Raw genomic sequence first — 26162 nt, 5'->3', positions numbered from 1 at the left:
ACCCCTGGAAGTCGTGTCAGTGCCTCGGCGTCTACTATCCTCTGAAGAAGGTAAGCGCGGGTTGGTCTGAAGGGTTTCATGCTCGGGTCAGCTTGTTTCAATTGATGTCTCGCGGAAGTTTCAGTCCATGGAAATCGATCCTTTGTTGCGAATCCTGGCGAGCCAGGATGGCTCCGACCTCTACATGTCCACCGGCGCGCCGCCGTGCGCGCGATTCGAGGGCGTGATCAAACCCTTGGGTAACCAGGCATTCAAGGTCGGCGACATTGCAGGGCTCGCCGAGTCTTTGATGGACGCCGAACAGCGCCTTGAGTTCGATCGGGAACTGGAAATGAACCTGGCGATATCGATGGCCGGTGTCGGGCGGTTCCGGGTGAATATTTTCAAGCAGCGCAACGACGTGTCCATGGTGATACGCAACGTCAAACTGGACATTCCGCGCTTCGAAGACCTGAAACTGCCGCTGGTATTGCTGGACACCATTATGCAGAAGCAGGGGCTGATGCTGTTCGTTGGCGCGACGGGGTCGGGCAAATCGACCTCCCTGGCGGCGTTGATCGACTACCGTAATCGCAACAGCAGCGGCCACATCATCACCATCGAAGACCCGGTGGAGTATATCCATCGGCACAAGAAATCCATCATCAACCAGCGGGAAGTCGGTGTCGACACCCGCAGTTTTCATGCTGCGCTGAAGAACACCCTGCGCCAGGCGCCCGACGTGGTGCTGATCGGTGAGATCCGTGATCGCGAAACCATGGAACATGCCCTGTCCTTTGCCGACACCGGGCACTTGGTGATTTCCACGCTGCATGCCCATAACGCCAACCAGGCGCTGGATCGGGTGATCAACTTCTTCCCGGAAGAGCGCCGGCCGCAGTTGCTCAATGACTTGGGCAATAACCTCAAGGCGTTCGTCTCCCAGCGCCTGGTGCGCACCCGTACGGGCCAGCGTCGGGCTGCGGTGGAGGTCATGCTGGGATCGCCCACCGTGGCCGATTTGATCCGGCGCAATGAGCTTGGCGAGCTCAAGGGGATTATGGAAAAGTCTGAGGAGCTGGGCATGCAAAGCTTCGACCAGGCCTTGTTCAACCTGGTGGTGGAAGGGGCTATCGATGAAGAGGAAGCGCTGAAAAACGCTGACTCGGCGAACAACCTGCGCTTGCGTTTGAAGTTGCATGCCGAGTCGGGCGCGGTGCCTCCAGCTGACCCAGCGGCGGGGGAGTGGGGGTTGGTGGATTGATTCTTCAACGTTAGACCGCGTTATCGTTCATCGCGAGCAAGCTCGCTCCCACAGGGTTCTCGGGTGACTGCGATTTTTATGTTCACCGCTGACCCCTTGTGGGAGCGAGCTTGCTCGCGAAGAGGCCCTCATGGGCAACAGATAGCCAACGTCAGGTAGTCAGCTCCGGCCGATCCCGAAATTGCTCCAACGCCTCTGGATTGGCCAGGGCATCGGTGTTTTTCACCACCTCGCCATGCACCACGTTGCGCACCGCCAGTTCGACCACTTTGCCGCTGATGGTCCGGGGAATATCGCTGACCGCGAGGATCTTCGCCGGCACATGACGCGGTGTGGTATTGGCGCGGATGACTTGGCGGATTTGCTGCGCCAAGGCCTCGTCCAGCGTCACGCCCTCGCGCAGACGCACGAACAGCACCACCCGCACATCGCCCTGCCATTGCTGGCCGATGGCGACGCTGTCCAGTACCGCTTCGACCTTTTCCACCTGCCGATAGATTTCCGCCGTGCCGATGCGTACGCCACCGGGGTTGAGCACGGCGTCGGAGCGTCCATGGATCAACAGCCCGCCATGGGGCAGTTCTTCGGCGTAATCACCTTGGGCCCACACGCCGGGGAACTGGGCGAAGTAGGAGGCACGGAGCTTCTCCCGGTGAGGATCGTTCCACAGGCCAATGGGCATCGCCGGGAAATGCCGGGTGCACACGAGTTCGCCTTTCTCGCCGATGACCGCTTGCCCGGCTTCATTCCAGACCTGCACCGCCATGCCCAGGCTCTTGCCTTGCATCTCGCCCCGGCGCACCGGCGCCAGCGGGTTGCCGTTGACGAAGCACGACACAATATCGGTGCCACCCGACATCGAGGCCAGGCAGACGTCGGCCTTGAAGTCGCGGTACACGTAATCGTAACTATGGGGGGCCAACGCCGAGCCAGTGGACAGGAGGGTCTTCAAGCTGCTCAGTTCATGGCTTTGCCGAGGTTTCAGGCCCTGGCTTTCCAAGGCGGCCAGGTATTTTGGGCTGGTGCCAAACACGCTGATGCGCTGCTGGTCGATCAGGTCCAGCAGGCGCTCGGGGCCGGGATGAAACGGCGAGCCGTCGTAGAGCACCACTGCACTGCCCACGGCGAGGGCCGATACCAGCCAGTTCCACATCATCCAGCCGCAGGTGGTGTAGTAGAACAGGCGATCCTCGCGGCCGAGGTCGACATGCAGGCCATGTTCCTTGACGTGTTGCAGCAGTACGCCACCGGTGCCGTGGACGATGCACTTCGGCACGCCGGTGGTGCCGCTGGAATAGAGGATGTACAGCGGATGGTCGAAGGGCACGCCGATGAATTGCGGTTCGCCGCCGCTTTGGTAGACGTCATCCCATAGCGCGACGCTGGCCGGGGTCTTGAAATCATCCGTGCGTGCATCAGGCTGGGCATAGGGCAGCACGATCAACTGCTGCAACGACGGCAGCCGTTCGAGGATTTCATTGACCTTGGTCCGCTGGTCGATGACCTTGCCGGCGTAGCGGTAACCGGCGCAGGTGATCAGCACCTTGGGCTCGATCTGGCCGAAGCGGTCGATGACGCCTTGGGTGCCGAAGTCCGGCGACGAGCACGACCAGATGGCCCCCAGGCTGGTGGTGGCGAGCATGCCCACCAGGGTCTGCCAGGTGTTGGGCATGCACGCGGCCACCCGGTCACCTTGGGTGACGCCAGCGGCTTGCAGGCTTTTTTGCAGGCCGGCGATGTGGGCAGCGAGTTCGGCCCAGGTCAATTGTTCCAGGCCGCCGTTTTCGTCAATGGCGACCACCGCGACAGCCTCGTCGCGGCGGCGCAACAAGTGTTCGGCAAAGTTCAGGGTCGCCCCCGGGAACCACTGGGCGCTGGGCATTTGCGGGCCTTCCACCAGGACCTCGCTGGGCGCTTGATGAAAGCGGATCTCGAAGAAATCGACGATGGCCTGCCAGAAGGCTTCGCGCTGGTCGATGCTCCAGGCGTGCAGGGCCGGGTAGTCGTCCAGTTGCAGGTGATGCCGCGCGTTGACGAACTGACGAAAGGCGTTCATGCGCGACTGGGTGATGCGCTCGGGGGTGGGTTGCCAGAGGATGTCGGACATGGGAAGGCCTCTTGTTTTTTATGGGGCTTACAAACATTGCAGCACAAGGTGCTTTTCGTGGCGAGGGAGCTTGCTCCCGCTCGGCTGCGCAGCGGCCGCCTATTGGGCCTGCTGCGCAGTCCAGCGGGAGCAAGCTCCCTCGCCACAAACAGCATGTTCGCCAGAGGGTTGTGGTGTTATTGAGCCAACCACCCACCATCAATATTCCACGCCGCGCCCCGCACCTGGCTACCGGCTTCGCTGCACAGGAACAGCACCAGTTCCCCCAGTTGCGGAGGGGTGACGAACGCCAGGGATGGCTGTTTCTCCGCCAGCAGATCATGCTGCGCCTGTTGCGGGTCGACGCCTGCGGCAATGCGGTCGTCGATCTGCTTTTGCACCAGTGGCGTCAGCACCCAGCCGGGGCAGATGGCATTGCACGTCACATTGCTGGTGGCGGTTTCCAGGCCGACCACTTTGGTCAGGCCGATCACCCCGTGCTTGGCCGCGACATACGCCGCCTTGCCCACCGAGCCGACCTGGCCATGCACCGAGGCGACGTTGATGATCCGCCCCCAGCCCTTGGCGCGCATGCCCGGCAGGCTCAGGCGGGTGGCGTGGAACACCGAGGACAGGTTGATGGCGATGATCGAGTCCCAGCGCTCCACGGGGAAATCTTCCACGGCGGCCACGTGCTGGATCCCGGCGTTGTTCACCAGGATGTCCACGCCGCCGAACTCGCGCTCGGCGTAGGCGAGCATGTCGGCGATCTGCGCCGGGTCGCTGACATCGGCGGGATGATGGCCGACCTTGCCGCCAAACTGTTTCACCTCGGCGATCACCGCCGAGGCATCGCCAAAACCATTGAGGATCAAACTGGCGCCGGCCTTGGCCAGGCTCAGGGCGATGCCCAGGCCGATGCCGCTGGTAGAGCCGGTGACCAGGGCGGTCTTGCCCGAAAGAGGGGATGTCATAGGAACCTCACACAATGCCAGTGGCGTAGAACACACCGATCACGAAGAACACCGCGAGGGTCTTGATCAGCGTAATGCAGAAAATGTCTTTGTAGGCTTCCCGGTGGGTCAGCCCGGTGACGGCCAGCAGGGTGATCACCGCGCCGTTGTGGGGCAGGGTGTCCATGCCGCCGCTGGCCATGGCGGCTACCCGGTGCAGCACTTCCAGGGGAATGTTGGCGGCGTTGGCGGCGCTGATGAAGCTTTCCGACATTGCCGCCAGGGCGATGCTCATGCCACCCGACGCAGAGCCGGTGATGCCCGCCAGCAGCGTGACGGTCACGGCTTCGTTGACCAGTGGGTTGGGAATGTTCTTGAGCCAGTCGGCCAGTACCAGGAAGCCCGGCAACGAGGCGATCACTGCGCCGAAACCGTATTCCGAAGCGGTGTTCATCGCTGCCAGCAATGCACCACCCACCGCGCTCTTGCTGCCTTCGGCCAATTTGCTGCGAATGGCCCGGAAGCCGAACAGCAGGACCATGATGATGCCCACCAGCAACGCCGCCTGCACGGCCCAGATCGCGGTGAGCTTGGCGATGTCACTGGTCACCGGTGTCGCCATGCCCGGCAGTGCCAGGCTGTGGGTCTTGCCATACCACTGGGGGATCCACTGGGTGAACAGCAGGTTCATGATCCCCACGGCCAGCAGCGGCGAAACAGCGATCCAGGGGTTGGGCAGCTTGATGTCTTCGGCGGTTTCCGGTTCGTTGCGCAGTTCGGTACCGTAGCCTTCACCCACGCGCAGGGCCTTGTTGCGCTGGCGTTGCAGGAACAGCATGCCGAGGCTGAACACAAAGATCGTACCGATCACGCCCAGCCACGGCGCGGCCCAGGCGGTGGTGTTGAAGAAGGTGCTGGGGATGATGTTCTGGATCTGCGGCGTGCCGGGCAGGGCGTCCATGGTGAACGAGAACGCACCCAGGGCGATGGTGGCCGGGATAAGGCGCTTGGGGATGTTGCTCTGGCGGAACATCTCGGCGGCAAACGGGTAGACCGCGAACACCACCACAAACAACGACACGCCGCCGTAGGTCAACAGGGCGCAGACCAGCACGATCACCAGCATGGCCTGGCGCGTACCCAGCAGACGAATCGCCGCCGCGACGATGGAGCGGGAGAAGCCCGACAGCTCGATCAGCTTGCCGAACACCGCGCCGAGCAGGAACACCGGGAAATACAGTTTGATGAAACCGACCATTTTCTCCATGAACACCCCGGTGAACGCAGGGGCGACGGCGGAAGGGTCGGTGAGCAGGACGGCGCCGAGGGCGGCGATGGGGGCAAAGAGGATAACGCTGTAGCCACGGTAGGCGGCGACCATCAGCAGCGTGAGGGCTGCCAAGGCAATGATCACACTCATGGTGTGTCTCCTGGATTGTTATTGTTGTGGTGAAGCGGTGGGAGAGGCTTTAGCGAGTTTTGTGCCAGTTTGGTAACTTTATGAAATATAAGGAAATTATTGAGTTTCGCCGAAGGGGTTTGGAATTTTGTCTCTGTTTTGAGATTTTTGTGGGCTGTGCTGGCCTCATCGCGAGCAAGCTCGCTCCCACAGGTCGACCGTGTTTATAGGGATGACGCCGTCCACTGTGGGAGCGAGCTTGCTCGCGATGAGCGCAAAGCGCTCTGAAAGGGATTGTCTATATCTGGAGATACAAGTCTCCTTAATGAGACTCTACAATCCCCAACGCCACCATCTTCTTGTACAGCGTCGACCTCCCCAGCCCCAACCGCTCAGCCGCCTCGACCACCTTGCCCCCGCATTGCGCGAGGGTGGTTTCGATCAGGTGCCGGTCGAATCGCGCCCGGGCCTGGCTAAAGGTTTCATGGGGCAGCGGCTCAAGGCTCGGGCTCGCCGTGCGGGTGACTGGTGTGAATGTGCCGATGGCCGCGCGGATGTCCGCCGCTGTCAGTACCAGGTCGTCACTGAGCAGCGCGGCCCGTTCCAGCACGTTGCGCAGCTCGCGAATGTTGCCCGGCCAGGCGTGTTGTCCCAACAGGTCGAGGGCTTCGCGGTTCAGTTCATGCTGGCTGCGCAGTTCTTCGAGGATCGCCTCACTCAGGGCCGGCAAGTCATCCAGGCGTTCGCGCAGCGGTGGGACCTGGATCGGCAGCACGTTGAGGCGGTAATACAAGTCGGCGCGAAACTCCCCGCGCTTGATGGCCGCTTCTAAATCCATGGACGTGGCGGCGATCACTCGCACATCGCTTTGCAGCACCTCGTTGGAACCCACCGGTTCGTATTCCTTTTCCTGGAGCACCCGCAGCAGTTTGCTTTGCAGCGGCAACGGCATGTCGCCGATCTCATCGAGGAACAGCGTGCCGCCCTGGGCAATCTGCAGCTTGCCGGCGCGGCCCTTGCGGTCGGCACCGGTGAAGGCCCCTGGAGCGGTACCGAAGAACTCGGCTTCCAGCAGCGATTCAGGAATCGCCGCGCTGTTGATGCTGACGAACGCCTTGTGCGCCCGCGGCGAAGCGCTGTGGATGGCCTGAGCCAGCAGCTCCTTTCCAGTGCCGGTTTCGCCGAGCAACAACACTGGCGAATCGGCGCTGGCGCTGCGCCGGGCACGCCGCTTGACCTCCAGCCCGGCGCTGCTGGTGCCAATGAAATGAGCGAAGTTGTATTTGGTTTGCCGCGCCCGCAACAACGAGCGAGTGGAGGCCAGTTCTTCCTGCATGCTCAGGTAGCGCTTGAGCATTGGCGACAGGCTGCGCAATTCATCGAACAAGGCAAAACCGATGGCGCCGATCACCGCGCCCGCGCTGTCATGGATCGGCAGGCGCATCACCACCAGCGGTTCCTTGGGCGTGTCCTGCATGTCCAGCAGGATCGGTCGCCCGGTGCGCACCACTTCCCGCAACAGGCTGCCTGGGATCACGCTCTCGCACGCCCGGCCGATGGCTTCCTGCGCCGAGTTCAGGCCGAAGCGCCGGGCATAGCGTTCGTTCATCCAGACGATATTCGCATCGCGGTCGACAATCACCGTGCCTTCGCTGGACTGCTCGATGATCTCGAACAACGAACGGATCGCCAGCGTGCGCACGCGCTTGTAATCCTTGAGGCTTTCGGTGGGGTTCATGGTCGGATCCGGATTAGGTAGTGCCTGTCAGGCCGTCATCGCGAGCAAGCTCGCTCCCACACTCGATCTTCGGCGCGACGCAGCCCTCTGTGGGAGCGAGCTTGCTCGCGATGGGCGCGATACGGAGCCAGGTCATGCGCCGCATTATGCCCACCCCGGATGCGCCGCCGCCAACAACTCCTTGGTATAGGGATGCTGGGGTGAGTCGAACACGTCATGGCTGGCGCCTTGCTCGACCACTTTGCCGTCCTTGATCACGATCATGTCGTGGGCCAGGGCGCGAATCACTGCCAGGTCATGGCTGATGAACAGGTAGGTCAAGCCGTACTTTTCCTGGAGCTGACGGAGCAGGGCGACCACTTGCTTTTGCACCGTGCGGTCCAGGGCCGATGTGGGTTCATCCAACAAAATCAACGCCGGCTTGAGCACTAACGCCCGGGCAATGGCGATGCGTTGGCGCTGGCCACCGGAGAATTCGTGGGGGTAGCGATGGCGGGTCTGCGGGTCGAGGCCGACTTCCTTGAGGGCCTGGATCACCTGGGCTTCGCACTGCTCGGCACTGGACGGGCTGTGCACCTCAAGGCCTTCGCTGATGATCTGCTGCACCGACATCCGCGGGCTGAGGCTGCCGAACGGGTCCTGGAACACCACCTGCATCTGCTTGCGCCATGGCCGCAGCGCTTTCTGCGACAGATGATCGAGGGCCTGGCCCTGGAAACGAATGCTGCCTTCGGACTCGATCAGCCGCAGGATCGCCTGGCCCAGCGTGGACTTGCCGGAGCCGGATTCGCCGACGATGCCCAGTGTCTTGCCGCGCTGGATGCTCAGGCTGATGCCGTCCACGGCGTGCAGGTATTCCTTGCGCCGAAACAGACCGCCGCCCAGGGGGAAACTCACGCGCAGGTCTTGTACCTGCAACACGTCCTCGCGGTCGTCCCGGGGCAGGGCCTCGCCTTCCGGTTCGGCATGCAGCAGCTCGCAGCTGTAGGGGTGTTTCGGCGCGCTGAAGAGGGCTTCGCACGGCGCCTGTTCGACGATTTCCCCGGCCTTCATCACACAGACCCGTTGAGCGATGCTGCGCACCAGATTGAGGTCGTGGCTGATCAACAGCAATGACATGCCGAGCCGTTGTTGCAGGGATTTGAGCAGCAACAGAATCTTGCGCTGCACGGTTACGTCCAGCGCGGTGGTCGGCTCGTCGGCAATCAACAGTTCCGGCTCGCAGGCCAGGGCCATGGCAATCATCACCCGTTGCCGCTGGCCGCCCGACAGTTGATGAGGGTAGGCCTTGAGGCGTTCGGTGGGTTTCTGGATGCCCACCAAGGCCAGCAGTTCCAGGATGCGTTGGCGCGCCGCTTTACCACCCAGGCCCTTGTGCAGCATCAGGGTTTCACCGATCTGCTTTTCGACGCTGTGCAGCGGGTTCAGCGACGTCATCGGCTCCTGGAAAATCATCGCGATCCGGTTACCGCGCAGCTCCCGCAGGGTCTGGGCGTCGGCCCCCACCAATTCCTGACCACGATAACGAACGCTGCCGGTGGTGCGGGCTTCGTTCTCGGGCAGCAATTGCAGGATCGAATGGGCGGTCACCGACTTGCCCGAGCCCGACTCGCCCACCAGCGCCAGGCACTCGCCGGGGCGGATGTCCAGGCACAGGTTGCGCACCACGGTTTGGTCGTTGAAGGCCACGTTCAGGTCGCGGATTTCGATCAGGTTGTCGCTCATCTCAAGGTTCCGCTTCATGGCTGTTTTCAAGAGCGTGGATCGAACGCGTCTCGCAACGCCTCGCCGATAAATACCAACAGGGAAAGAATCAGCGCCAGGGTGAAGAACGCCGTCAGCCCGAGCCATGGCGCTTGCAGGTTCTGTTTGCCCTGGCCGATCAACTCGCCCAGCGACGCGCTACCGGCCGGCATGCCGAACCCGAGGAAGTCCAGGGCCGTGAGTGTCGAGATTGCCCCGGTGAGAATGAAAGGCAGGTAACTCAGGGTGGCGTTCATCGCATTGGGCAGGATGTGCCGGACGATCACCTTGCGGTCGCTGAGCCCCAGGGCCCTGGCGGCTTTCACGTATTCGAGGTTGCGCCCGCGCAGGAACTCGGCCCGTACCACGTCTACCAGGGCCAGCCAGGAAAACAGCGCCATGATCCCCAGCAGCCACCAGAAATTCGGTTCCACGAAGCCGGACAAAATGATCAACAGATAGAGCACTGGCAGTCCGGACCAGACTTCCAGCAAGCGCTGCCCCAGCAAGTCCACCCAGCCGCCGTAATAACCTTGCAACGCACCGGCGGCAATGCCGATCAGCGCGCTGATGGCGGTCAGGGCCAGGGCGAACAGGATCGATACTCGCGCCCCGAAAATCACCCGGGCCAGCACATCCCGGGACTGGTCATCGGTGCCCAGCCAGTTCACCGATGAGGGCGGGCTCGGGGCCGGCTGGCTGAGGTCATAGTTGGGCGTGTCGTCGCTGAACGGGATCGGTGGGAACAACAGCCAGCCGCCGTCCTTGTGGATCAGGTTCTGCACATAGCTGCTGCGGTAATCGGCCTGGAACGGCAACTGCCCGCCAAACTCCTGCTCGGTGTGGCGCTTGAATACGGGGAAATACAGCGAGCCCTGGTAGCTCACCACCAGCGGCTTGTCATTGGCGATCAGTTCGCCGCCCAGGGTCAGGATGAACAAACCGATGAACAGCCACAGCGACCACCAGCCGCGACGGTTTTTCTTGAAACGCTCGAAGCGCCGGCGGCCCAAGGGTGAAAACTTGAACATCAGGCATTCCTCGCGGCGAAGTCGATGCGCGGGTCCACCAGGGTGTAGCAGAGGTCGCCGATGAGTTTGATGAGCAGGCCGAACAACGTGAAGATGAACAGCGAGCCGAACACCACCGGATAGTCCCGGGATACGGCGGCCTCGTAGCTCATACGCCCCAGGCCATCGAGGGAAAAGATCACCTCGATCAGCAGCGAGCCGGCAAAAAACACGCTGATGAACGCCTGTGGAATACCGGACACCACCAGCAGCATCGCGTTGCGGAACACGTGGCCATACAGCACCCGCCGTTCGCTCATGCCCTTGGCCCGTGCCGTGACCACGTACTGGCGGGTGATTTCATTGAGGAACGAGTTCTTGGTCAGGATCGTCAGGGTGGCGAAGCCGCCGATCACCAGGGACGTCACCGGCAGCACCAGGTGCCAGAAGTAATCGGCGATCTTGCCCAGGGTCGACAGCGACTCGAAGTTATCCGACACCAGCCCGCGCACCGGAAACCAGTTCAACGACGTGCCGCCAGCGAACACCACGATCAGGAACATCGCGAAAAGGAACGCCGGCATGGCATAGCCAATGATGATCGCCGTGCTGCTCCACACATCGAACGCGGAACCGTGACGCACGGCCTTGCGGATCCCCAAGGGAATCGACACCAGGTAGGTGATCAGTGTTGCCCAGAGCCCGAGGGAAATGGTCACCGGCATTTTTTCCAGGATCAGGTCGGTGACCGTGGCGCCGCGGAAGAAGCTTTTACCGAAGTCCAGGCGGGCGTAGCTGCTGAGCATCAGCCACAGGCGTTCATGGGCCGGTTTGTCGAAGCCGTATTGTTTTTCGATGTCCTTGATCAACTGTGGGTCGAGACCGCGACTGGCCCGGGAACTGCCAGTCATGGTGTTGCCCGAACTGCCGACGCTGGCGCCGCCGATGCCTTGCAGGTGAGCGATGGCCTGTTCCACCGGCCCCCCTGGCGCGGCCTGCACGATGACGAAGTTCACCAGCAGAATGATCACCAAGGTCGGAATGATCAGCAGCAGGCGCCGCGCGATATAAGCCCACATTAATGCGGTCCTCCGGGTGTACCGCGCTTGATGCGCTCGGCGGTCATCTGCTCGTTGGTCAACGGCGTGGTGCTCACTTCCCACCAGCTCTCGATGGCTTCGTCATTGCTGGCTTGTACCTTCGGAATGCCGAAGCGATTCCACCACACCGTCGAGCTGCCCGGCGGGTAATAGTTGGGGATCCAGTAGTAATTCCATTGCAGCACGCGATCCAGGGCGTGGGCGTGGCGGAGCATGTCGGTTTTGGTCGTGGCCTTGACCAGCCCGTCGATCAGGGCGTCCACCGCCGGGTTCTGCAGGGCCATGTAGTTGTTGGCGCCCGGGTCGTTGGCCGTCGCTGAGCCGAAGTAATTGTAGAGTTCCATGCCTGGCGAAGTGCTGACGGGGTAGCCGGTGATGATCATGTCGTAGTCGCGACTCATCAGGCGATTGACGTATTGGGACGCGTCGATGCGCCGGATGCTCATGTCGATGCCGATTTGCGCCAGGGTGCGCTTGTAGGGCAGCAACAGGCGATCCAGACCGTTCTGGGTGTTCAGGAAGGTGAAGCTCAGTGGCTCGCCCTCGGCATTCACCAGGCGGTCGCCTTCGGGTTTCCAGCCGGCTTCTTCCAGCAGCGCCAGGGCTTGCAATTGCTTGTCGCGAATCACGCCGCTGCCGTCGGTCTTAGGGGCCTGGAAGACCTGGGTGAAGACTTCGTCGGGTATTTGTCCGCGCAACGGTTCGAGGATCGCCAGCTCGCCGGCATCGGGCAGTTGTCGGGCGGCGAGATCGGTGTTGGAAAAGAAACTCTGCTGACGCACATAGAGGTTGCGCATCATCTGGCGGTTGCTCCATTCGAAATCCCAGAGCATGGCCAGCGCCTGGCGGACCCGGCGATCCTGGAACTGCGGTTTTTGCAGGTTGAACACGAAACCCTGGGCGGTCTGGGGCGCCTCGGTGGCCAGGTGAGCCTTTTGCAGGCGACCGTCGCGCAGCGCCGGGCTGTCGTAGCCGATGGAATAGCCGGTGGCGGAGAATTCGCGGTTGTAATCGTAGGCACCGCCGCGCAGCACCTGGCGGGCCACATCGGTGTCGCCAAAGTACTCGATGCTGAAATGGTCGAAATTGTAGAGCCCGCGGCTGACCGGCAGATCCTTGCCCCACCAGTCGGCATTGCGTTTGAAGGTAATGCTGCGCCCGGAATCGACCTTGCCGACCCGGTACGGTCCGCTGCCCAGTGGTGCCTCGTAGCCGCCCCCGCTGGCAAAGTCGCGGGTCTTCCACCAGTGTTCGGGGAAGACCGGCAGGGTCGCGATGTCCAGGGGCAGGGTGCGGTTTTCGTTGTTCTTGAAGTCGAATCGGACGGTGCGCTCGGATTCCACCTCGACCCCTTTGACGGCCGCGAACTGGGAGCGATAGCGCAGGCTGCCCTGGGTCATCAGCAGCTCGAAGCTGTAGCGCACGTCCTCGGCGGTAATGGGCTGGCCATCGGCAAAGCGGGCCTTGGGGTTCAGGTAGAAGCGCAGGGACAGGCCGTCGTCGGCGCGTTCCATCTTCTCAGCCACCAGGCCGTAGACGGTATAGGGTTCATCCAGCGAACGCTGGGCCAGTGGCGAATACAACATCCCGTCGATCTGGCTGACGCCGATGCCTTTGTCGATGTATGGCAGCACATGGTCGAAATGGCCGATCTCGATGGCCGAGCGGCGCATGGTCCCGCCTTTGGGAGCCTGGGGGTTGGTGTAGGCGAAATGGCCGAAGCCCTCGGGGTACTTGGCCGGTTCGCCGTATACGGTCAGGGCATGTTGCGGTGCGGCATCCACGCCAACGGCGCCTGTCAGCAGGGCCACGGCAGTGAACAGCAGTGAAGGAAATGCCAGTCGCATTGTCAGCCTTAAAGCCGGGTGATCGATGAGCACGATTTGTACGCGAGCAGCGCGTGGATCGCCAGCCCCTCATGTGACCCAAACACAACGGCCCACCGAAGGGCGGGCCGTTATGTCGTTAAGTCGGGATCAGTCCTGGCGGCTGGTCACTTCCAGCAGGTGATAACCGAACTGGGTCTTGACCGGACCCTGGACCACATTGATCGGGGCGCTAAATACCACGGTGTCGAATTCCTTGACCATCTGGCCCGGACCGAACGAACCCAGGTCGCCGCCTTGACGGCTGGATGGGCACGAGGAGTTGGCCTTGGCGACTTCGGCGAAATCGGCGCCACCTTCGATCTGGGCTTTGAGTTCGTTGCACTTGTCTTCGGTGGCAACCAGGATGTGGCGGGCAGTGGCTTTGGCCATGGGGTAATTCCTTTCAATATTTTTAAAGGTGTTGAGCCTACCGGATTCATTAGCGGCTTGTTGTCAAAATTGCGTCAAAACCTTGAGCCTGGCGATCAAAGGCCAGCTTTGCGCAAGCGCTCGGCGTGACGCAGGTAAAGCTCCGTCGGGTCCATACCGTTGCGTGCTTGGCCAGCTCCAGGGGTGAGGGTGTCCATGTGGTCCATGGGATAGTCGGAACGAATGACCTTGCCCAGGTGCGAGCTGAAACGTCCGACCATGCCGTCGTTCTGCCCGGCTTCGGTAATGAAGTATTCGGAAAAGGCGCGGCAGAAAGCATGCACGGGGTCCATTGCCTGGCGTCCTTCTCCCGGTGCGTCCGGCAACGTGCCGCTCCATGAGTAATAGCGCACACCGTTGACCCTGTTCGGCCCACTTTCCCCCCAGTTCTTCGGCAGGCCCTGGGGATATTTGTCATTGAATGCGCCTACGCCCTCGGTGGTCAGCGCTGTCAGTGCCGCGACGGCGGCGGGGGGGAGCTGAGTCTGACCGCCGAGCAAGGAGATGAAGTCGGCGAAGAGCGTGGCGATTCTACTGGCTACCGGCCCCGGCAACCGTCCCGGGGTGAGGGCCTTGTGCAGGAAATCGGCGAGTTCGGAGCCATGGTTAGGGCCGCTGACCGAGGTTACCGAGGCAACCCTGTCGGGCGCCACGGCGGCGGCATAGCGGGCGGCCAGCGCACCTTGGCTGTGGCCGATCAGGTTGACCCTGGCCGAGCCGGTATCGTTCAGGACCCGATCCATCTGCGCCAGCAACTGCTCGCCCCGGGCCTCATTGCAATGGGTCGCCGACAAGTAGGGGATAAACACCCGGGCACCGGCGAGGCGCAGTGCCTGTTTGATGCCGTGGAAAAGTTCGAGGCCGCCGACCCTGTCAAACCCGAACAACCCATGGACCAGCAAGATGGGAAATTGAGTGGTTGCATTCCGTTGCATGTTCGTACCTTTTTCGAAGAGGTTCACGTTGAGATTGCGACCTCACTCTAATGCAGGCTTTTGTTGGGTGGTGTAGGAAGAAACCGCAGTGACTTATTGAAACTGGACTAATAAAAGTGGGAAGAATCGTCCTGGAAGCCGAGCGGAGCCCAAGGTATCTGGATACTTCCGATAGCCTCTGTAGTTTGCAGCTACAGCTTCAAGCGCCAGGGACCACTGCCCTTGTTGTCTTGTCTGACTGTGGGGTTGGGACGGTCGGGTTTTAATGGCTTTGTCGGGCGCCGTCATGTGAACGGTGCCTCTTATCCAAGGACTGGAGCCTATACATGACCACTTACCGATCCCCCCATAAAACCCTGCTCAGATCGCCAGCGAGGCTGCCGGCACCTTCTCTGCCTGCTGCCAAGGCAGGCGTGATCAACCCCGCCTGGAGGAAGGCGGTCATCATCGTCAAACCCTATCCGATGATGGCGTGTGGGGATGAACTGGTGTTGTGTTGGCACGGGCTCAATTCAGACGCCCAGCCCTACCGGCATGAAGAAAGTCGGTTCGTGACGGAGCGCCAGGTTGGGCGAGACGTGGTTTTCGTCGTGCGCGAGCCGCATATCGCCGAGCTGGATGGCGGCTCGCTGGAGATATCCTACCGAGTGACTGGCAAACAATTGCCGGCCACGCTGGTTTCGCAGTCCCTGCAACTGCAGATCGGTGACTTGCCCTTGCTACTGCTGGCCGCCGTTGCCGACGACGCGGTGGGTGGCAGCCTTGATCCGGCTCGGGTGCCGGAAGGCACGCGTTTGACCATCCGGCCCTATCCCAGAATGGCGGTAGGAGACCGACTGATCCTGATTGCCAGCCGGGAGGCCAAGGCGCTCTGGCGCGATGTGCTGGAGATAGAGGCCCACGCAGTCGGCCGTGAGGTATCGTTCTGGGTCGATCATTCGCAAATCGCCCCCCATGTCGGCCACGAACTGGGCTTGGCTTATGTTGTCCGGCACGGGCATTCGGTACGCCGCGCCGAGCCCTTGTCGTTGCACATAGGCCCGTTGGTGCGCCCTGCGCTGAAGGCGCCTCGGATCCTGGGAGTGGCGGAGGGGATGTTGGATGTCGATGAGCTTCAGGGTGGGTTGACGGTCGTTATCGACGGCGCCGGACTGGAGGCCGGCGAATTGGTCTGGTTTCAGTGCAACGGCAATTACGTCCATGTAGACGAGCGGGAAATCACCTAGGCCACGGCCGGTCAGCCGCTCAGCTTTGTGGTGCCTGCGGCGTATTGGCAGGACCAGCGCGACCGATCGGTGCGCGTGTTTTATCAGGTCGAACGCCTGGATGATGTCACCCAACAATCCGGAGAGGTCACGGTCCAGGTGCGTTCCAAGGTGCAGCGTTGAACAGATGAAGAGCCTGTGGCGAGGGAGCTTGCTCCCGCTGGGCTGCGCAGCAGCCCTTCTGTGTGAGCGCACTCAAGCGGGAGCAAGCGCCCTCGCCACATAACCCAGGAAAGTCTCAAGTGGACAGCAATTTCCCATGGGCCTGGCGCAACAGCTGCTCGGTGGCTTCCCAACCCAGGCAACCGTCGGTGACCGATACGCCGTAGCGCATCGACGGGCCCAGCGACTGGCAGCCTTCGAACAGATGACTTTCCAGCATCATGCCGATGAGGGCACGGTTGCCTTGCAGGCGTTGCTCCAGCACGTCATTGAACACCTGCGGCTGGCGCAATGGGTCCTTGCCGCTGTTGGCGTGACTGCAATCGACCATGATCCGCGCGGGTATCTTCAGGCGGGTCAGATCGCTGTGTATCTGGGCGACGTTCTGGCGGTCGTAGTTCGGTCCGCGATGGCCGCCGCGCAGCACCAGGTGGGTGTCGGGGTTGCCCGGGGTCTGAATAATCGCCGGATGGCCCTGGCTGTCGACACCGAAATGTCGATGGGGGTGGGCCGCCGAGCGCATAGCGTCGCAGGCAATGCCGACCCCACCGTCCGTGCCGTTCTTGAAACCCACTGGCATGCCCAGGCCGCTGGCCATTTCCCGATGGATCTGTGATTCGGTAGTGCGAGCACCAATGGCAACCCAGCTGAGCAGGTCATCGAAGTAATTGGCAGCCATGGGTTGCAACAGCTCGGTGGCGACTGGCAGGCCGAGCTGCAGCATCTCGCGCATCAGCTCCCGGGAGAGCGTCAGGCCGGCGGCCATGTCATCACTGCCATCCAGGCCCGGATCGTAGGCCAGGCCTTTCCAGCCCACGGTCGTGCGGGGCTTTTCCACGTAGGCACGCATCACCAGCAGCATGCTGTCGCTCACGTCATGGGCAACACGAGCCAGGTTGGCGGCGTATTCGAGGGCGGATTTCGGGTCGTGGATGGAGCAGGGGCCGACGATGACCAGCAGACGGGCGTCTTCACCGTCGAGGATCGCGCGGATGGCCTGGCGATGGGCGCTCACCTGTTGGCTCAGCGCGGTGCTGAGGGGCAGTTGATGCTTGAGTTGCAATGAGCTGGGCAGACGCAGGGTCAGGGCTTCATTGGCAGGGTTGAGCGTGGACAGCGGCAAAGCAGAGACGGACGAATTCATGATCAGGCTTCCTGGACGAGCGGCGGGTTCGTTCCCGCGCACAGGTCCTATTGGGGTGTTCGACAATTGGCCGTATTGGCCCGCAATTGAGGCTTGCCACCGGTAGGTGACCGATCGGAGGCGGCAGGCTGTCCCGAGCGGTGGCTGGTAAATCGCCAGGCGGAAAAACTGTCGTAACGGTAATAAGTGGCGTTGTTCATGGCTCAATCCTCAAAATGTGTAGGTGTTGCAAATGTTGTGGCCGGAAAAAACAAAACCCCCGGTCGGGAGGCCGACCGGGGGTTTGGAAAACTCTGGAAGGCGACCCGTTTAAAATGGGCGCCGGTTGGGTATCAGGCGCGCCAGTGGCTAAACCAATACCCAAAATAAAAGCTGACCGGAGTGTGCACGCTGTTCGCCCAGGCAGCCGCAACCGAGCGCGGGGCGCTGGCGGTTTGAAGCAGTGTGAGGGCGTTGAACATGGTCTGTCTCCGATGAATGGACCCGAGCTTACTAGAGGGCGGGGCGTCGGTTCAATCAGAAAATTCTATCGCCGACATGCAATTGTTCATCCTGGCTTGAGTCCGGTGGGCTTTATGACAAACTTCAGGCTTGCGCCGCCTTCCAGGGATAACCATGACCGTTCCAGCCTTCGCCGCCGCCCAGTCGATTTCCATCGCAGGGGATGTCCACGCCAATCTCTTGCGTCATCAGCGTTTCATGCAGGCTGCCGCTGAACAGAACGTGCAGTTGCTGGTATTCCCCGAGCTGTCACTCACTGGCTACGAACGTGGCCTGGCGGCGGACTTGGCCATCCTGCCGCAGGATCCCGTACTGCAACCGTTGCGTGAGCTGGCACGTGAGCTTGGTCTGACCGCAGTGGTTGGCATGCCGATTCGCCTGGCGGCTGACGCGCCGGTATTGATCGGTGCGTTGGTGCTCGGCGCCGACGGCTCCCTCGGGGTGTACAGCAAGCAGCATTTGCACCCTGGGGAAGAGGTCGCCTTCGCCCCGGGCCATGGCGGCTCGATGTTGGAGATGGGGCAGGATCACATCGCACTGGCGGTGTGTGCCGATTTCTCTCACCCCAGCCATGCCGCCGCCGCAGCCGGGCAGGGCGCTACGGTGTATGCCGCAGGTGTGTTGATCACCGAAGGTGGCTACCTGCCTGATACGACGTTGTTGCAAGGTTACGCCAAGCAACATGCCATGACGGTCCTGATGGCCAATCATGGTGGAGCCACTGGTGGCTGGGCGTCGGCCGGCCGCAGTGCGGTCTGGGGCCCGGACGGCTCGCTGATCGCGGCAGCCCCAGGCACGGGTGAGGTGTTGGTGATTGCTCGCCGCGACGCTGATGGTTGGGCAGGGCAAGTCATGCCGGTGGCAACGCTTTGACGAGGTGCGCATGAGCTTTGAATGGCGTGCGGCAACGACCGACGACATTGACTTCGCCCGGCAACTGACCTGCGACAACATGCTTCCCTATTACCTCAAGCATGATTTGCTGTGGCAGGACGAAGCCTTCGACCTGGCGTGGATCATCCGCCAGAACTGGATCATCTGCCGTGGGGACCAGAGGCTGGGCTTTGCCAGCCTCAGCCGGGACGCCCGGGCCTTGTATATCCGGGAATTACAAATCGACGAAGCCTTTCGCGGGCAGGGCGCCGGTACCTGGGCGATCGGACAGGTTTGGGACATGGTGACGCTGGAACGTCGGCCGGCGCTGCGGTTGACGGTTTTCAAGAATAATCCGGCCAGGGCCCTCTACGAACGCATGGGGCTGCGCGTCGTCGGCGAGGATGAGTGTTTCCTGAGGATGCAGCGAGATACCGGTGCTTGAGGCCTTGAAGGGGGCGACGTATGAAGATGCGTTGTAACTTTTATCTGTCCCTTTGCGCTAGGTCTGTCGATTGCTTTTTTGCTAAGGTGTGGGGCAACCCAAATAAGACCAAATCGTGAGGTGTCTGCTTGATTAGGGTGTTAGTGGTCGACGACCACGATCTCGTCCGTACGGGCATTACACGAATGCTGGCTGATATCGACGGTCTGCAGGTAGTTGGCCAGGCTGAATCCGGTGAAGAGGCGCTGATCAAGGCGCGTGAGTTGAAACCCGACGTGGTGTTGATGGACGTCAAGATGCCTGGCATCGGCGGTCTTGAAGCCACGCGTAAACTGCTGCGCAGCCACCCGGACATCAAGGTGGTCGCGGTAACCGTCTGCGAAGAAGATCCGTTCCCCACCCGGTTGTTACAGGCTGGCGCGGCGGGTTACCTCACCAAGGGCGCCGGTTTGAACGAGATGGTCCAGGCCATTCGTCTGGTTTTTGCCGGGCAGCGCTACATCAGCCCGCAAATCGCCCAGCAGTTGGCGATCAAGTCGTTCCAGCCGACCAACGATTCGCCCTTCGATGCGCTGTCGGAGCGGGAAATCCAGATTGCCTTGATGATCGTTGGTTGCCAAAAGGTGCAGATCATCTCCGATAAGCTGTGCTTGTCGCCCAAAACCGTCAACACCTACCGTTACCGTATCTTCGAGAAACTATCGATCAGCAGCGACGTCGAGTTGACACTTCTGGCGGTGCGCCACGGCATGGTCGATGCCAGCGCCTGAAAATGACTGAATTGTTTGATCCAAGCGCGTTCCTGTCCACTTGCAGCGGTCGCCCAGGCGTGTACCGCATGTTCGACAGCGACGCGCGCCTGCTCTATGTGGGCAAGGCCAAGAACCTCAAGAAACGCTTGGCGAGCTACTTCCGCAAGACGGGTCTCGCACCGAAGACTGCTGCCCTGGTGGGGCGTATCGCACAAGTCGAAACCACCATCACCGCCAATGAAACCGAGGCCTTGCTGCTCGAGCAGACGCTGATCAAGGAATGGCGCCCGCCGTACAACATCCTGCTGCGTGACGACAAATCCTACCCGTATGTGTTTCTGTCCGACGGGGCGTTCCCGCGCCTGAGCATTCATCGAGGGGCGAAGAAGGCCAAGGGTCGGTATTTCGGTCCTTACCCCAGCGCCGGGGCGATTCGTGAAAGCCTGAGCCTGTTGCAGAAGACTTTTTTTGTGCGCCAGTGCGAAGACAGCTACTACAAGAACCGCACCCGCCCTTGCCTGCAATACCAGATCAAACGCTGCAAGGCGCCCTGTGTGGGGTTTGTCGAGCCCGAGGTCTACGCCGAGGACGTGCGTCACTCGGTGATGTTCCTGGAAGGTCGCAGCAACGCGTTGACCGACGAGCTGTCAGCGGCGATGGAAGACGCGGCGGTCAACCTTGAGTTCGAGCGCGCCGCCGAGCTGCGCGACCAGATCGGGCTGCTGCGGCGCGTGCAGGACCAGCAAAGCATGGAGGGCGGCAGTGGCGACGTCGATGTGGTCGCCGCGTTCATCAACCCGGGCGGCGCCTGTGTGCACTTGATCAGCGTGCGCGGCGGTCGTGTGCTGGGCAGCAAGAACTTCTTCCCTCAAGTGGGTATCGAGGAAGACGTCTCCGAGGTCATGGCGGCTTTTCTGGGCCAGTATTATGTCAGCAGTCCAGAGCGCGACCTGCCTGCCGAGTTGATCGTCAACGTGGTCCATGAAGACTTTCCGGCCTTGATTGAGGCCATCGATACGCTTCGTGGTCGTGAACTGACCATCAGCCACCGCGTTCGCGGCACCCGGGCGCGCTGGCAGCAATTGGCCGTGACCAACGCCGAACAGGCCTTGGGTGCTCGTTTGGCCAACCGCCAGCACGTGGCGGCGCGGTTCGATGCCCTGGCTGAGGTCCTCAAGCTGGACGAGCCACCGCAACGGCTGGAGTGCTACGACATCAGCCATTCCAGTGGCGAGGCCACCGTGGCTTCCTGCGTGGTGTTCGGTCCGGAAGGCCCGATCAAGTCCGATTATCGCCGTTACAACATCGAAGGCGTGACGGCAGGCGATGACTATGCGGCAATGCACCAGGCGCTGATGCGGCGCTTCGGCAAGCTGAAGGACGGGGAGGGCAAGCTGCCGGACATCCTGCTGGTGGACGGCGGCAAGGGCCAGATGTCCATGGCCCGCGATGTGCTCAATGAGCTGATGGTCCCTGACTTGATCCTGCTGGGTGTGGCCAAGGGCGCAACCCGCAAGGCGGGCTTCGAGACCCTGTACCTGAACGATGCCGCCCATGAATTCACCCTCAAGGGCGATTCGCCAGCGTTGCACCTGATCCAGCAGATCCGTGACGAAGCCCACCGTTTCGCGATCACCGGGCACCGCGCCCGTCGCGGCAAGACCCGCCGTACGTCTACGCTGGAAGGTGTGGCGGGGGTCGGCCCGACGCGGCGACGTGACTTGCTCAAACATTTTGGTGGATTGCAGGAGCTGTCTCGTGCCAGCATCGAAGAGATAGCCAAAGCACCCGGTATCAGTAAAAAGCTCGCTGAGTTGATTTATGCAAACCTGCACAGCGAGTAGAATGCCCGTCAACCTCGTAGCCAGTTGTGCCGATGAATATCCCAAACCTGATTACCGTTCTACGCGTCCTGCTCATCCCGATCTTCATATTGCTGTTCTATTTGCCGTACCACTGGAGCTACACGGCCTCGGCCTCGGTGTTCGCCTTCGCCGCCGCGACAGACTGGCTGGACGGCTACCTGGCCCGACGCCTGGAGCAAAGCACGCCCTTCGGCGCCTTCCTCGACCCGGTGGCCGACAAGCTGATGGTGGCAGTGGCCCTGGTGCTGCTGGTGCAAGAACACGGCAATCTCTGGCTGACCTTGCCGGCGGCGGTGATCATTGGTCGCGAAATCGTCGTATCGGCACTCCGGGAGTGGATGGCCGAACTGGGCGCCCGCGCCCAGGTTGCCGTGTCGAACCTCGGCAAATGGAAAACCGCCGCGCAGATGCTGGCCCTGGTGATCCTGCTGGCCAACTCGTCGGACTTCAGTTTCTGGGTGCTGCTGGGCTATGCGCTGCTGCTGATATCCGCAGGCTTGACGCTGTGGTCGATGGTCCAATACCTGCGCGCCGCCTGGCCGCATCTGCGGACTGACGTGGACCCGAAATAAACTTTTTTGAATCAAAGGGTTGACGGCGTATTCTGAAGCTATAGAATGCGCCACACCAAGACGCGGGAATAGCTCAGTTGGTAGAGCACGACCTTGCCAAGGTCGGGGTCGCGAGTTCGAGTCTCGTTTCCCGCTCCAAGATTCACAAAAAACGCCACTCAATGAGTGGCGTTTTTTTGTGCGTGACATTTACAAGCGGCATTGTCATTACTGTCGGCATCTGCCCATGCATGCTCAGAACGGAATTTCGTCTCAGCATGCATGGCCAGTAGGGCGGCAGCGTCAGCGCGTTGTCACAGCCGTAGCCAGACCTCAATACTCTTGCATTGCATCCTCCAACGCCTCCCGAAAATACTCCCGCGACGCCCGGTCACAAAGGATGTGCAAGCTCCTTTGTTGCACGGTGTCTGAATTGATCACGATCACGTTGATCCGCGCCGCGGAGGTTTGCGCCACTGTACCCGGGCCGAACGCCTGCAAACTCAAGTCGACGCCGCATAGTTTAGCCATCACCTCGCTCAGGTGTTCTCCCGATAGTTGAAAGCAGGCGTGACTGTCTTGGCGCGGCAGCAGATAGTTGGCGCGGTGGTCCAGTTCCCACTGGGCTTCCTCATCCGCCATTCGTTGGCCTTGATCCTTTGGACTGCCGAGCAGCAGGTATTCGGTCTGTGACAGCCGCGCTACTTGACTGCCATCGGCTTGAATCACCGCACGGTTGGGCGCATCCGGCAGCACGAAGCCGCGGCTGCGCAGGTACTCGGCAGCATGGGCACCGCGAAAACCCACCCGTGGCAGGTCGGTGAGGTCCGCCAGGCAGCACCCCGGCAACGGCGTCAGGGGTTGCCGGGCGATGCTGTGTTGTTCTCTCAGACTGGTCATGACTCAAAGCTCCTGGCGTTGGTTGTCTGGATCAAAGAAGGGCAACGGCACCACCTCGGCCTGGACTACGATGCCACCTTCGACACGGATCGGGATTTTTTGCCCCGGAGTACTTTGGTCGATGCCGGCGTAGGCCAGGCCGATGATCTTGCCAAGGGTGGCGGAATATTCGCAGGACGTGACATTCCCGCTGATGTCCGGGCCGTTGAGCACCAGGTGTCCCTCAAGCGGTTGCGGGCTGTTCCTTGGCAGGCTGAAACCCACCAGTTTGCGTTTCAGTGGCTGAGCTTCGAGGATGTCTACTGAGCGGCGGCCGACAAAGAACGGCTTGGTGCGACTGATCGCCCAGCCCATGTCGATTTCCGCCGGGTGAGTCATGCCGTCGGTGTCCTGGCTGATGATCACATGGCCTTTTTCCAGACGCAGCAGGCGCTGTGTTTCGACGCCGAAGGGGCGGATGTCATGTGCTTTGCCGGCCTCAATCAGTGCGTCCCAGAGCTTGAGCCCATGACGCGCGGGTACGTGGATTTCATAGCCCAGTTCGCCGACAAAACCGACCCGCAACAACCGAGCCTTGATGCCGGCCACGGTGCCTTGGCGAACGCCCAGATAAGGGAAGGCATCGGCGCTCAGGTCGAGGTCGGTGCAGACCTGTTCCAACACCTTGCGCGAGTCCGGCCCGGCAAGGTTCACCGCGCAAATGGCCGCGGTGACGTTGGCGACATCCACGTCGAGGCGCCATTGCGCGTTCCACTTGAGCATTTGCTGATAGATCCGGTCGACACCGCTGGTGGTGGCCGTGACGTAGAAATGGTTCTCGGCAAAGCGCGCACAGACGCCGTCGTCGATTACCACGCCGTGCTCATTGGTCATCAGCGCGTAACGGGAGCGGCCGATCGGCTGCTTGAGGAACGCAAAGGTGTACATCCGATTGAGCAGTTCGGCCGCATCCGGGCCGCGCACATCAAGGCCACCGAGGGTCGAGACATCGATGATGCCGACCTTGTTGCGCACGTGCAGGGCTTCGGCCTGCATGCATGTCTCGCGATCCTTGGCGTTGCCGTAATAGGCCGGGCGCTGCCAGATGCCGGCGGGCATCATCTTCGCTCCGGCTTGCAGGTGACAAGCGTGCATCGGCGTTTGCCGGTATGGGTCGAACGCGCGACCGGCGACATGCGCGAGCTTTTCCGCAACAAACGGCGGTCGCGCGGTGGTTACGCCGGTTTCACTGATGTTGCGCTGGGTGGCCCAGGCGACCAACCGCGCGGTCGGCAGCGCCGAGTGACGACCCTGGGACGGGCCCATGCCGACGGTGGAGTAGCGCTTGACCAGTTGCACGTCGCGATAGCCGATCCGGGTGGCGTTGACGATGTCGGCTACTTGCAGATCCTCGTCGAAGTCAACGAAGTCCTTGCCTTTGGGGTGCGGGAAGATTGGCCAATTAAAGTTGACCCGAGCCTCGCCGCTCAATGGCGCGCGTTGCGTGCCGACTGCCAGACCCAGCGCGAGGGCGGCATCGGCACCGGCATTCACACCATCGGCAATCACGTTATCGAGCTGGTGACGACCGTTGACCGAGCCGGCGACATTCAGATTCTTTGGTAGGCCGCTGAGCGTGAACTCGGCCCGCTGATCGTCGTAGGCCAGTTTGCCGCCGGCCTGGCACAGCAGTTGATAGACCGGCATGTAACCGGCGGACATACACAGTAAATCGCACTCCAGGTGTTGCCCGCTCTCGGCGACCTGGCCTTGTGCGGTGATTTTGCGCACGTCGACGCCGTTGATATGGCGCATGCCTTTCTCGTGCAGGGCTTCATAGACGGTGCTGTTGCTCTGATGGTAGATCTTGCGTTGCGCCAGTGCGCGCAGCAAGGATTCGTCCGAAGGACCCTGGCGCAGGTCCACCACGGCGACGACCTCCACGCCCTGATCATGCAGATCCAGCGCGGCGAGGTAACCGTCATCGTTGCCCGTCAGCACCACGGCGCGTTTACCCGGTTTGACCGCATACAGTTTCATCAGTCGTTGCGCGGCGCTGGTCAGCATCACGCCCGGCAGGTCGTTGTTGCGAAAGATAACCGGCTGATCGAACGCGCCGCTGCACACCAGGCACTGGCGGGCGCGGACCTTGTACAGGCGTTTGCCCTGAATCACCGGCAGGTAGTTGTCGGTGAACCAGGCGTTGCACGTGGCCTCGGTCAAGATCTGGATATTGGCGTGTTGCTCGACCGCAGCGAGCAGTTCGCGACGTAGGTTTTCAGCCTTGTTACCTTCTATATCGAAGCGGGCATAGGTGAGGGAACCGCCGAGAATCGGCTGTTGCTCGATGATCAACACCTTGGCTCCCGCGTTGGCTGCCGTCAGCGCCGCATGGAGCCCTGCGGGGCCTGCGCCGATGACTGCCAGGTCGGTGAAAAGGTAGGCCTTGTCGTAGTATTCAGGCTGAAACTTCAGGTCAAGCACACCGAGGCCGGCCTTCTTGCGAATGATCGGCTCCCAGACCTTCCACATGCCTTTGGGCTTGTAGAACGAGCGGTAGTAGAAGCCCACTGGCATGAATTTGGAGAACTTGCCCAGGTAGGCGTCGCGGTCGTTATCCAGCGAGCCGTTGACGTTCTGCGCCGTCACCTGCAACCCAGCGGACAACGCGTGTGCATCAGCCAGTACGTTGGGTTCTTCGGGCAATTGCACCAGGCTGTTGGCGTCCTGGCCGGCCATCGTCAGAGGGCCACGCGGGCGATGGTATTTGAACGAGCGGGAGATCAGGAAGCGTCCGTTGGCCAGCAAGGCACTGGCGATGCTGTCGCCCTGCAAGCCTTGATAGCGCTGGCCGTCGAAGCTGAAATCCAGCGGCTGATCACGGTCGATCAGCAAGCCCATGGGGGCGGGGAGGCGATTCATCCTGCGATCTCCTTGGCGGCGGCGTTGAATTCGACACGGGTGCTGAAGAGCTCTTTGGGGTCGAAGGTCCGCAGGATTTCATCGGTGACGGTGTGACGCTCCGCCAGAAACCAGTAGCTGGATGGCGTGTGCATCCACCATTCGCGCACCACACCGGCGAGGTTGTCGGTGTTGAACACGTAGTCGGCCCATTCGGCATCGCTGCAACTGACCGGGTCAGGCATCGGCTTGAATTCACCGCCATAGGTGAATTCGCTGATATTGCGCGGCCCGTTGAGCGGGCAAGTCATGATTTTCAT

Annotated in this window: 22 protein-coding genes and 1 tRNA gene; 8 read left to right on the top strand and 15 right to left on the bottom strand. The window is 61.5% G+C overall.

From position 1 onward, the window contains the following. The first annotated feature begins 127 nt into the window (after positions 1 to 127). Complete coding sequence (locus QNH97_RS18445) at positions 128 to 1243, top strand: PilT/PilU family type 4a pilus ATPase (protein ID WP_283553293.1); 1116 nt, start codon at positions 128 to 130, stop codon at positions 1241 to 1243. A gap of 151 nt (positions 1244 to 1394) precedes the next feature. Here QNH97_RS18445 and QNH97_RS18440 read toward each other — a convergent pair whose 3' ends face one another. The 10 genes from QNH97_RS18440 to QNH97_RS18395 form a co-directional block, all read right to left on the bottom strand. After that, positions 1395 to 3350 (bottom strand): acetoacetate--CoA ligase, encoded by a 1956-nt coding sequence (locus QNH97_RS18440; protein ID WP_283553292.1) that lies wholly within the window; start codon positions 3348 to 3350, stop codon positions 1395 to 1397. Positions 3351 to 3526: 176 nt separating this feature from the next. Continuing rightward, the gene (locus tag QNH97_RS18435; RefSeq protein WP_283553291.1) at positions 3527 to 4303 is read right to left on the bottom strand and encodes a 3-hydroxybutyrate dehydrogenase; all 777 of its coding nucleotides are present in this window, start codon (positions 4301 to 4303) and stop codon (positions 3527 to 3529) included. A gap of 7 nt (positions 4304 to 4310) precedes the next feature. After that, positions 4311 to 5702 (bottom strand): GntP family permease, encoded by a 1392-nt coding sequence (locus tag QNH97_RS18430; RefSeq protein ID WP_283553290.1) that lies wholly within the window; start codon positions 5700 to 5702, stop codon positions 4311 to 4313. A 301-nt stretch (positions 5703 to 6003) separates the two neighbouring features. Beyond that, positions 6004 to 7419, bottom strand: coding sequence for a sigma-54 interaction domain-containing protein (locus tag QNH97_RS18425; RefSeq protein WP_283553289.1), 1416 nt, complete (start codon positions 7417 to 7419; stop codon positions 6004 to 6006). A 144-nt stretch (positions 7420 to 7563) separates the two neighbouring features. Further along, a complete protein-coding gene (locus tag QNH97_RS18420) occupies positions 7564 to 9144 on the bottom strand; it encodes an ABC transporter ATP-binding protein (protein ID WP_283557510.1) in 1581 nt (526 codons plus the stop codon). A 26-nt stretch (positions 9145 to 9170) separates the two neighbouring features. After that, positions 9171 to 10193, bottom strand: a complete 1023-nt coding sequence (locus QNH97_RS18415) for an ABC transporter permease (RefSeq protein ID WP_283553288.1) — start codon at positions 10191 to 10193, stop codon at positions 9171 to 9173. Then, positions 10193 to 11251 (bottom strand): microcin C ABC transporter permease YejB, encoded by a 1059-nt coding sequence (locus QNH97_RS18410; RefSeq protein WP_283553287.1) that lies wholly within the window; start codon positions 11249 to 11251, stop codon positions 10193 to 10195. The genes QNH97_RS18415 and QNH97_RS18410 overlap by 1 nt, the downstream gene beginning before the upstream one ends. Beyond that, positions 11251 to 13119: an extracellular solute-binding protein gene (locus QNH97_RS18405; protein WP_283553286.1), complete on the bottom strand. Its 1869-nt coding sequence runs from the start codon at positions 13117 to 13119 to the stop codon at positions 11251 to 11253. Before QNH97_RS18405 ends, QNH97_RS18410 begins: the two co-directional genes overlap by 1 nt. 129 nt (positions 13120 to 13248) lie before the next feature. Next, positions 13249 to 13530, bottom strand: a complete 282-nt coding sequence (locus tag QNH97_RS18400) for a peptidylprolyl isomerase (RefSeq protein ID WP_016781241.1) — start codon at positions 13528 to 13530, stop codon at positions 13249 to 13251. A gap of 95 nt (positions 13531 to 13625) precedes the next feature. Next, a complete protein-coding gene (locus tag QNH97_RS18395; protein ID WP_283553285.1) occupies positions 13626 to 14504 on the bottom strand; it encodes an esterase/lipase family protein in 879 nt (292 codons plus the stop codon). Positions 14505 to 14830: 326 nt separating this feature from the next. Between QNH97_RS18395 and QNH97_RS18390 the strand changes: the two genes are divergently transcribed. Further along, positions 14831 to 15730, top strand: coding sequence for a hypothetical protein (locus QNH97_RS18390; RefSeq protein WP_283553284.1), 900 nt, complete (start codon positions 14831 to 14833; stop codon positions 15728 to 15730). A gap of 277 nt (positions 15731 to 16007) precedes the next feature. Here QNH97_RS18390 and QNH97_RS18385 read toward each other — a convergent pair whose 3' ends face one another. Both QNH97_RS18385 and QNH97_RS18380 read right to left on the bottom strand, forming a co-directional pair. Then, positions 16008 to 17075: a 3-deoxy-7-phosphoheptulonate synthase gene (locus QNH97_RS18385; protein WP_283553283.1), complete on the bottom strand. Its 1068-nt coding sequence runs from the start codon at positions 17073 to 17075 to the stop codon at positions 16008 to 16010. A 47-nt stretch (positions 17076 to 17122) separates the two neighbouring features. Continuing rightward, a complete protein-coding gene (locus tag QNH97_RS18380; RefSeq protein ID WP_283553282.1) occupies positions 17123 to 17275 on the bottom strand; it encodes a hypothetical protein in 153 nt (50 codons plus the stop codon). A 415-nt stretch (positions 17276 to 17690) separates the two neighbouring features. On the opposite strand from QNH97_RS18380, the gene QNH97_RS18375 reads away from it, so the two are divergent. The 6 genes from QNH97_RS18375 (at position 17691) to QNH97_RS18350 (ending at position 22221) form a co-directional block, all read left to right on the top strand. Continuing rightward, positions 17691 to 18449 carry a carbon-nitrogen hydrolase family protein gene (locus QNH97_RS18375; RefSeq protein ID WP_283553281.1) on the top strand — a complete coding sequence of 253 codons (759 nt, stop codon included), beginning with the start codon at positions 17691 to 17693 and terminating at the stop codon, positions 18447 to 18449. A gap of 10 nt (positions 18450 to 18459) precedes the next feature. Next, positions 18460 to 18894 carry a GNAT family N-acetyltransferase gene (locus QNH97_RS18370; protein WP_283553280.1) on the top strand — a complete coding sequence of 145 codons (435 nt, stop codon included), beginning with the start codon at positions 18460 to 18462 and terminating at the stop codon, positions 18892 to 18894. A gap of 128 nt (positions 18895 to 19022) precedes the next feature. Beyond that, positions 19023 to 19664, top strand: a complete 642-nt coding sequence (gacA, locus tag QNH97_RS18365; protein WP_003182764.1) for a response regulator transcription factor GacA — start codon at positions 19023 to 19025, stop codon at positions 19662 to 19664. A 2-nt stretch (positions 19665 to 19666) separates the two neighbouring features. Then, on the top strand, positions 19667 to 21490 hold the full coding sequence (gene uvrC / locus QNH97_RS18360; protein ID WP_283553279.1) for an excinuclease ABC subunit UvrC: 1824 nt from the start codon (positions 19667 to 19669) through the stop codon (positions 21488 to 21490). A gap of 32 nt (positions 21491 to 21522) precedes the next feature. Beyond that, positions 21523 to 22083, top strand: a complete 561-nt coding sequence (gene pgsA / locus QNH97_RS18355) for a CDP-diacylglycerol--glycerol-3-phosphate 3-phosphatidyltransferase (RefSeq protein WP_283553278.1) — start codon at positions 21523 to 21525, stop codon at positions 22081 to 22083. Between the two features lie 62 nt (positions 22084 to 22145). After that, positions 22146 to 22221 (top strand) — tRNA-Gly (locus QNH97_RS18350). A 174-nt stretch (positions 22222 to 22395) separates the two neighbouring features. Here the strand turns inward: QNH97_RS18350 and QNH97_RS18345 are convergent. From QNH97_RS18345 to QNH97_RS18335, 3 genes are read right to left on the bottom strand one after another with little or no spacing between them, the layout of a single operon-like run. After that, on the bottom strand, positions 22396 to 22962 hold the full coding sequence (locus QNH97_RS18345) for a sarcosine oxidase subunit gamma (protein WP_283553277.1): 567 nt from the start codon (positions 22960 to 22962) through the stop codon (positions 22396 to 22398). Positions 22963 to 22965: 3 nt separating this feature from the next. After that, entirely contained in the window at positions 22966 to 25863 is a 2898-nt protein-coding gene (locus tag QNH97_RS18340) for a 2Fe-2S iron-sulfur cluster-binding protein (RefSeq protein WP_283553276.1), read from the bottom strand. Beyond that, positions 25860 to 26162: a sarcosine oxidase subunit delta gene (locus QNH97_RS18335; RefSeq protein WP_123413380.1), complete on the bottom strand. Its 303-nt coding sequence runs from the start codon at positions 26160 to 26162 to the stop codon at positions 25860 to 25862. Before QNH97_RS18335 ends, QNH97_RS18340 begins: the two co-directional genes overlap by 4 nt.

This window comes from Pseudomonas sp. G2-4 (assembly GCF_030064125.1).
In the GTDB taxonomy this organism is placed as follows: domain Bacteria; phylum Pseudomonadota; class Gammaproteobacteria; order Pseudomonadales; family Pseudomonadaceae; genus Aquipseudomonas.
The sequence above is the reverse complement of the archived record's forward strand: the minus strand, read 5'-3'. Positions and strand labels throughout refer to the sequence as shown.

What these genes read in the sequence shown, in the direction of transcription:
- QNH97_RS18445 (WP_283553293.1), top strand. Translation starts at nt 128, where the DNA reads ATGGAAATCGATCCTTTGTTGCGAATCCTGGCGAGCCAGGATGGCTCC.
- QNH97_RS18440 (WP_283553292.1), bottom strand. Translation starts at nt 3,350, where the DNA reads ATGTCCGACATCCTCTGGCAACCCACCCCCGAGCGCATCACCCAGTCG.
- QNH97_RS18435 (WP_283553291.1), bottom strand. Translation starts at nt 4,303, where the DNA reads ATGACATCCCCTCTTTCGGGCAAGACCGCCCTGGTCACCGGCTCTACC.
- QNH97_RS18430 (WP_283553290.1), bottom strand. Translation starts at nt 5,702, where the DNA reads ATGAGTGTGATCATTGCCTTGGCAGCCCTCACGCTGCTGATGGTCGCC.
- QNH97_RS18425 (WP_283553289.1), bottom strand. Translation starts at nt 7,419, where the DNA reads ATGAACCCCACCGAAAGCCTCAAGGATTACAAGCGCGTGCGCACGCTG.
- QNH97_RS18420 (WP_283557510.1), bottom strand. Translation starts at nt 9,144, where the DNA reads ATGAGCGACAACCTGATCGAAATCCGCGACCTGAACGTGGCCTTCAAC.
- QNH97_RS18415 (WP_283553288.1), bottom strand. Translation starts at nt 10,193, where the DNA reads ATGTTCAAGTTTTCACCCTTGGGCCGCCGGCGCTTCGAGCGTTTCAAG.
- QNH97_RS18410 (WP_283553287.1), bottom strand. Translation starts at nt 11,251, where the DNA reads ATGTGGGCTTATATCGCGCGGCGCCTGCTGCTGATCATTCCGACCTTG.
- QNH97_RS18405 (WP_283553286.1), bottom strand. Translation starts at nt 13,119, where the DNA reads ATGCGACTGGCATTTCCTTCACTGCTGTTCACTGCCGTGGCCCTGCTG.
- QNH97_RS18400 (WP_016781241.1), bottom strand. Translation starts at nt 13,530, where the DNA reads ATGGCCAAAGCCACTGCCCGCCACATCCTGGTTGCCACCGAAGACAAG.
- QNH97_RS18395 (WP_283553285.1), bottom strand. Translation starts at nt 14,504, where the DNA reads ATGCAACGGAATGCAACCACTCAATTTCCCATCTTGCTGGTCCATGGG.
- QNH97_RS18390 (WP_283553284.1), top strand. Translation starts at nt 14,831, where the DNA reads ATGACCACTTACCGATCCCCCCATAAAACCCTGCTCAGATCGCCAGCG.
- QNH97_RS18385 (WP_283553283.1), bottom strand. Translation starts at nt 17,075, where the DNA reads ATGAATTCGTCCGTCTCTGCTTTGCCGCTGTCCACGCTCAACCCTGCC.
- QNH97_RS18380 (WP_283553282.1), bottom strand. Translation starts at nt 17,275, where the DNA reads ATGAACAACGCCACTTATTACCGTTACGACAGTTTTTCCGCCTGGCGA.
- QNH97_RS18375 (WP_283553281.1), top strand. Translation starts at nt 17,691, where the DNA reads ATGACCGTTCCAGCCTTCGCCGCCGCCCAGTCGATTTCCATCGCAGGG.
- QNH97_RS18370 (WP_283553280.1), top strand. Translation starts at nt 18,460, where the DNA reads ATGAGCTTTGAATGGCGTGCGGCAACGACCGACGACATTGACTTCGCC.
- uvrC (WP_283553279.1), top strand. Translation starts at nt 19,667, where the DNA reads ATGACTGAATTGTTTGATCCAAGCGCGTTCCTGTCCACTTGCAGCGGT.
- pgsA (WP_283553278.1), top strand. Translation starts at nt 21,523, where the DNA reads ATGAATATCCCAAACCTGATTACCGTTCTACGCGTCCTGCTCATCCCG.
- QNH97_RS18345 (WP_283553277.1), bottom strand. Translation starts at nt 22,962, where the DNA reads ATGACCAGTCTGAGAGAACAACACAGCATCGCCCGGCAACCCCTGACG.
- QNH97_RS18340 (WP_283553276.1), bottom strand. Translation starts at nt 25,863, where the DNA reads ATGAATCGCCTCCCCGCCCCCATGGGCTTGCTGATCGACCGTGATCAG.
- QNH97_RS18335 (WP_123413380.1), bottom strand. Translation starts at nt 26,162, where the DNA reads ATGAAAATCATGACTTGCCCGCTCAACGGGCCGCGCAATATCAGCGAA.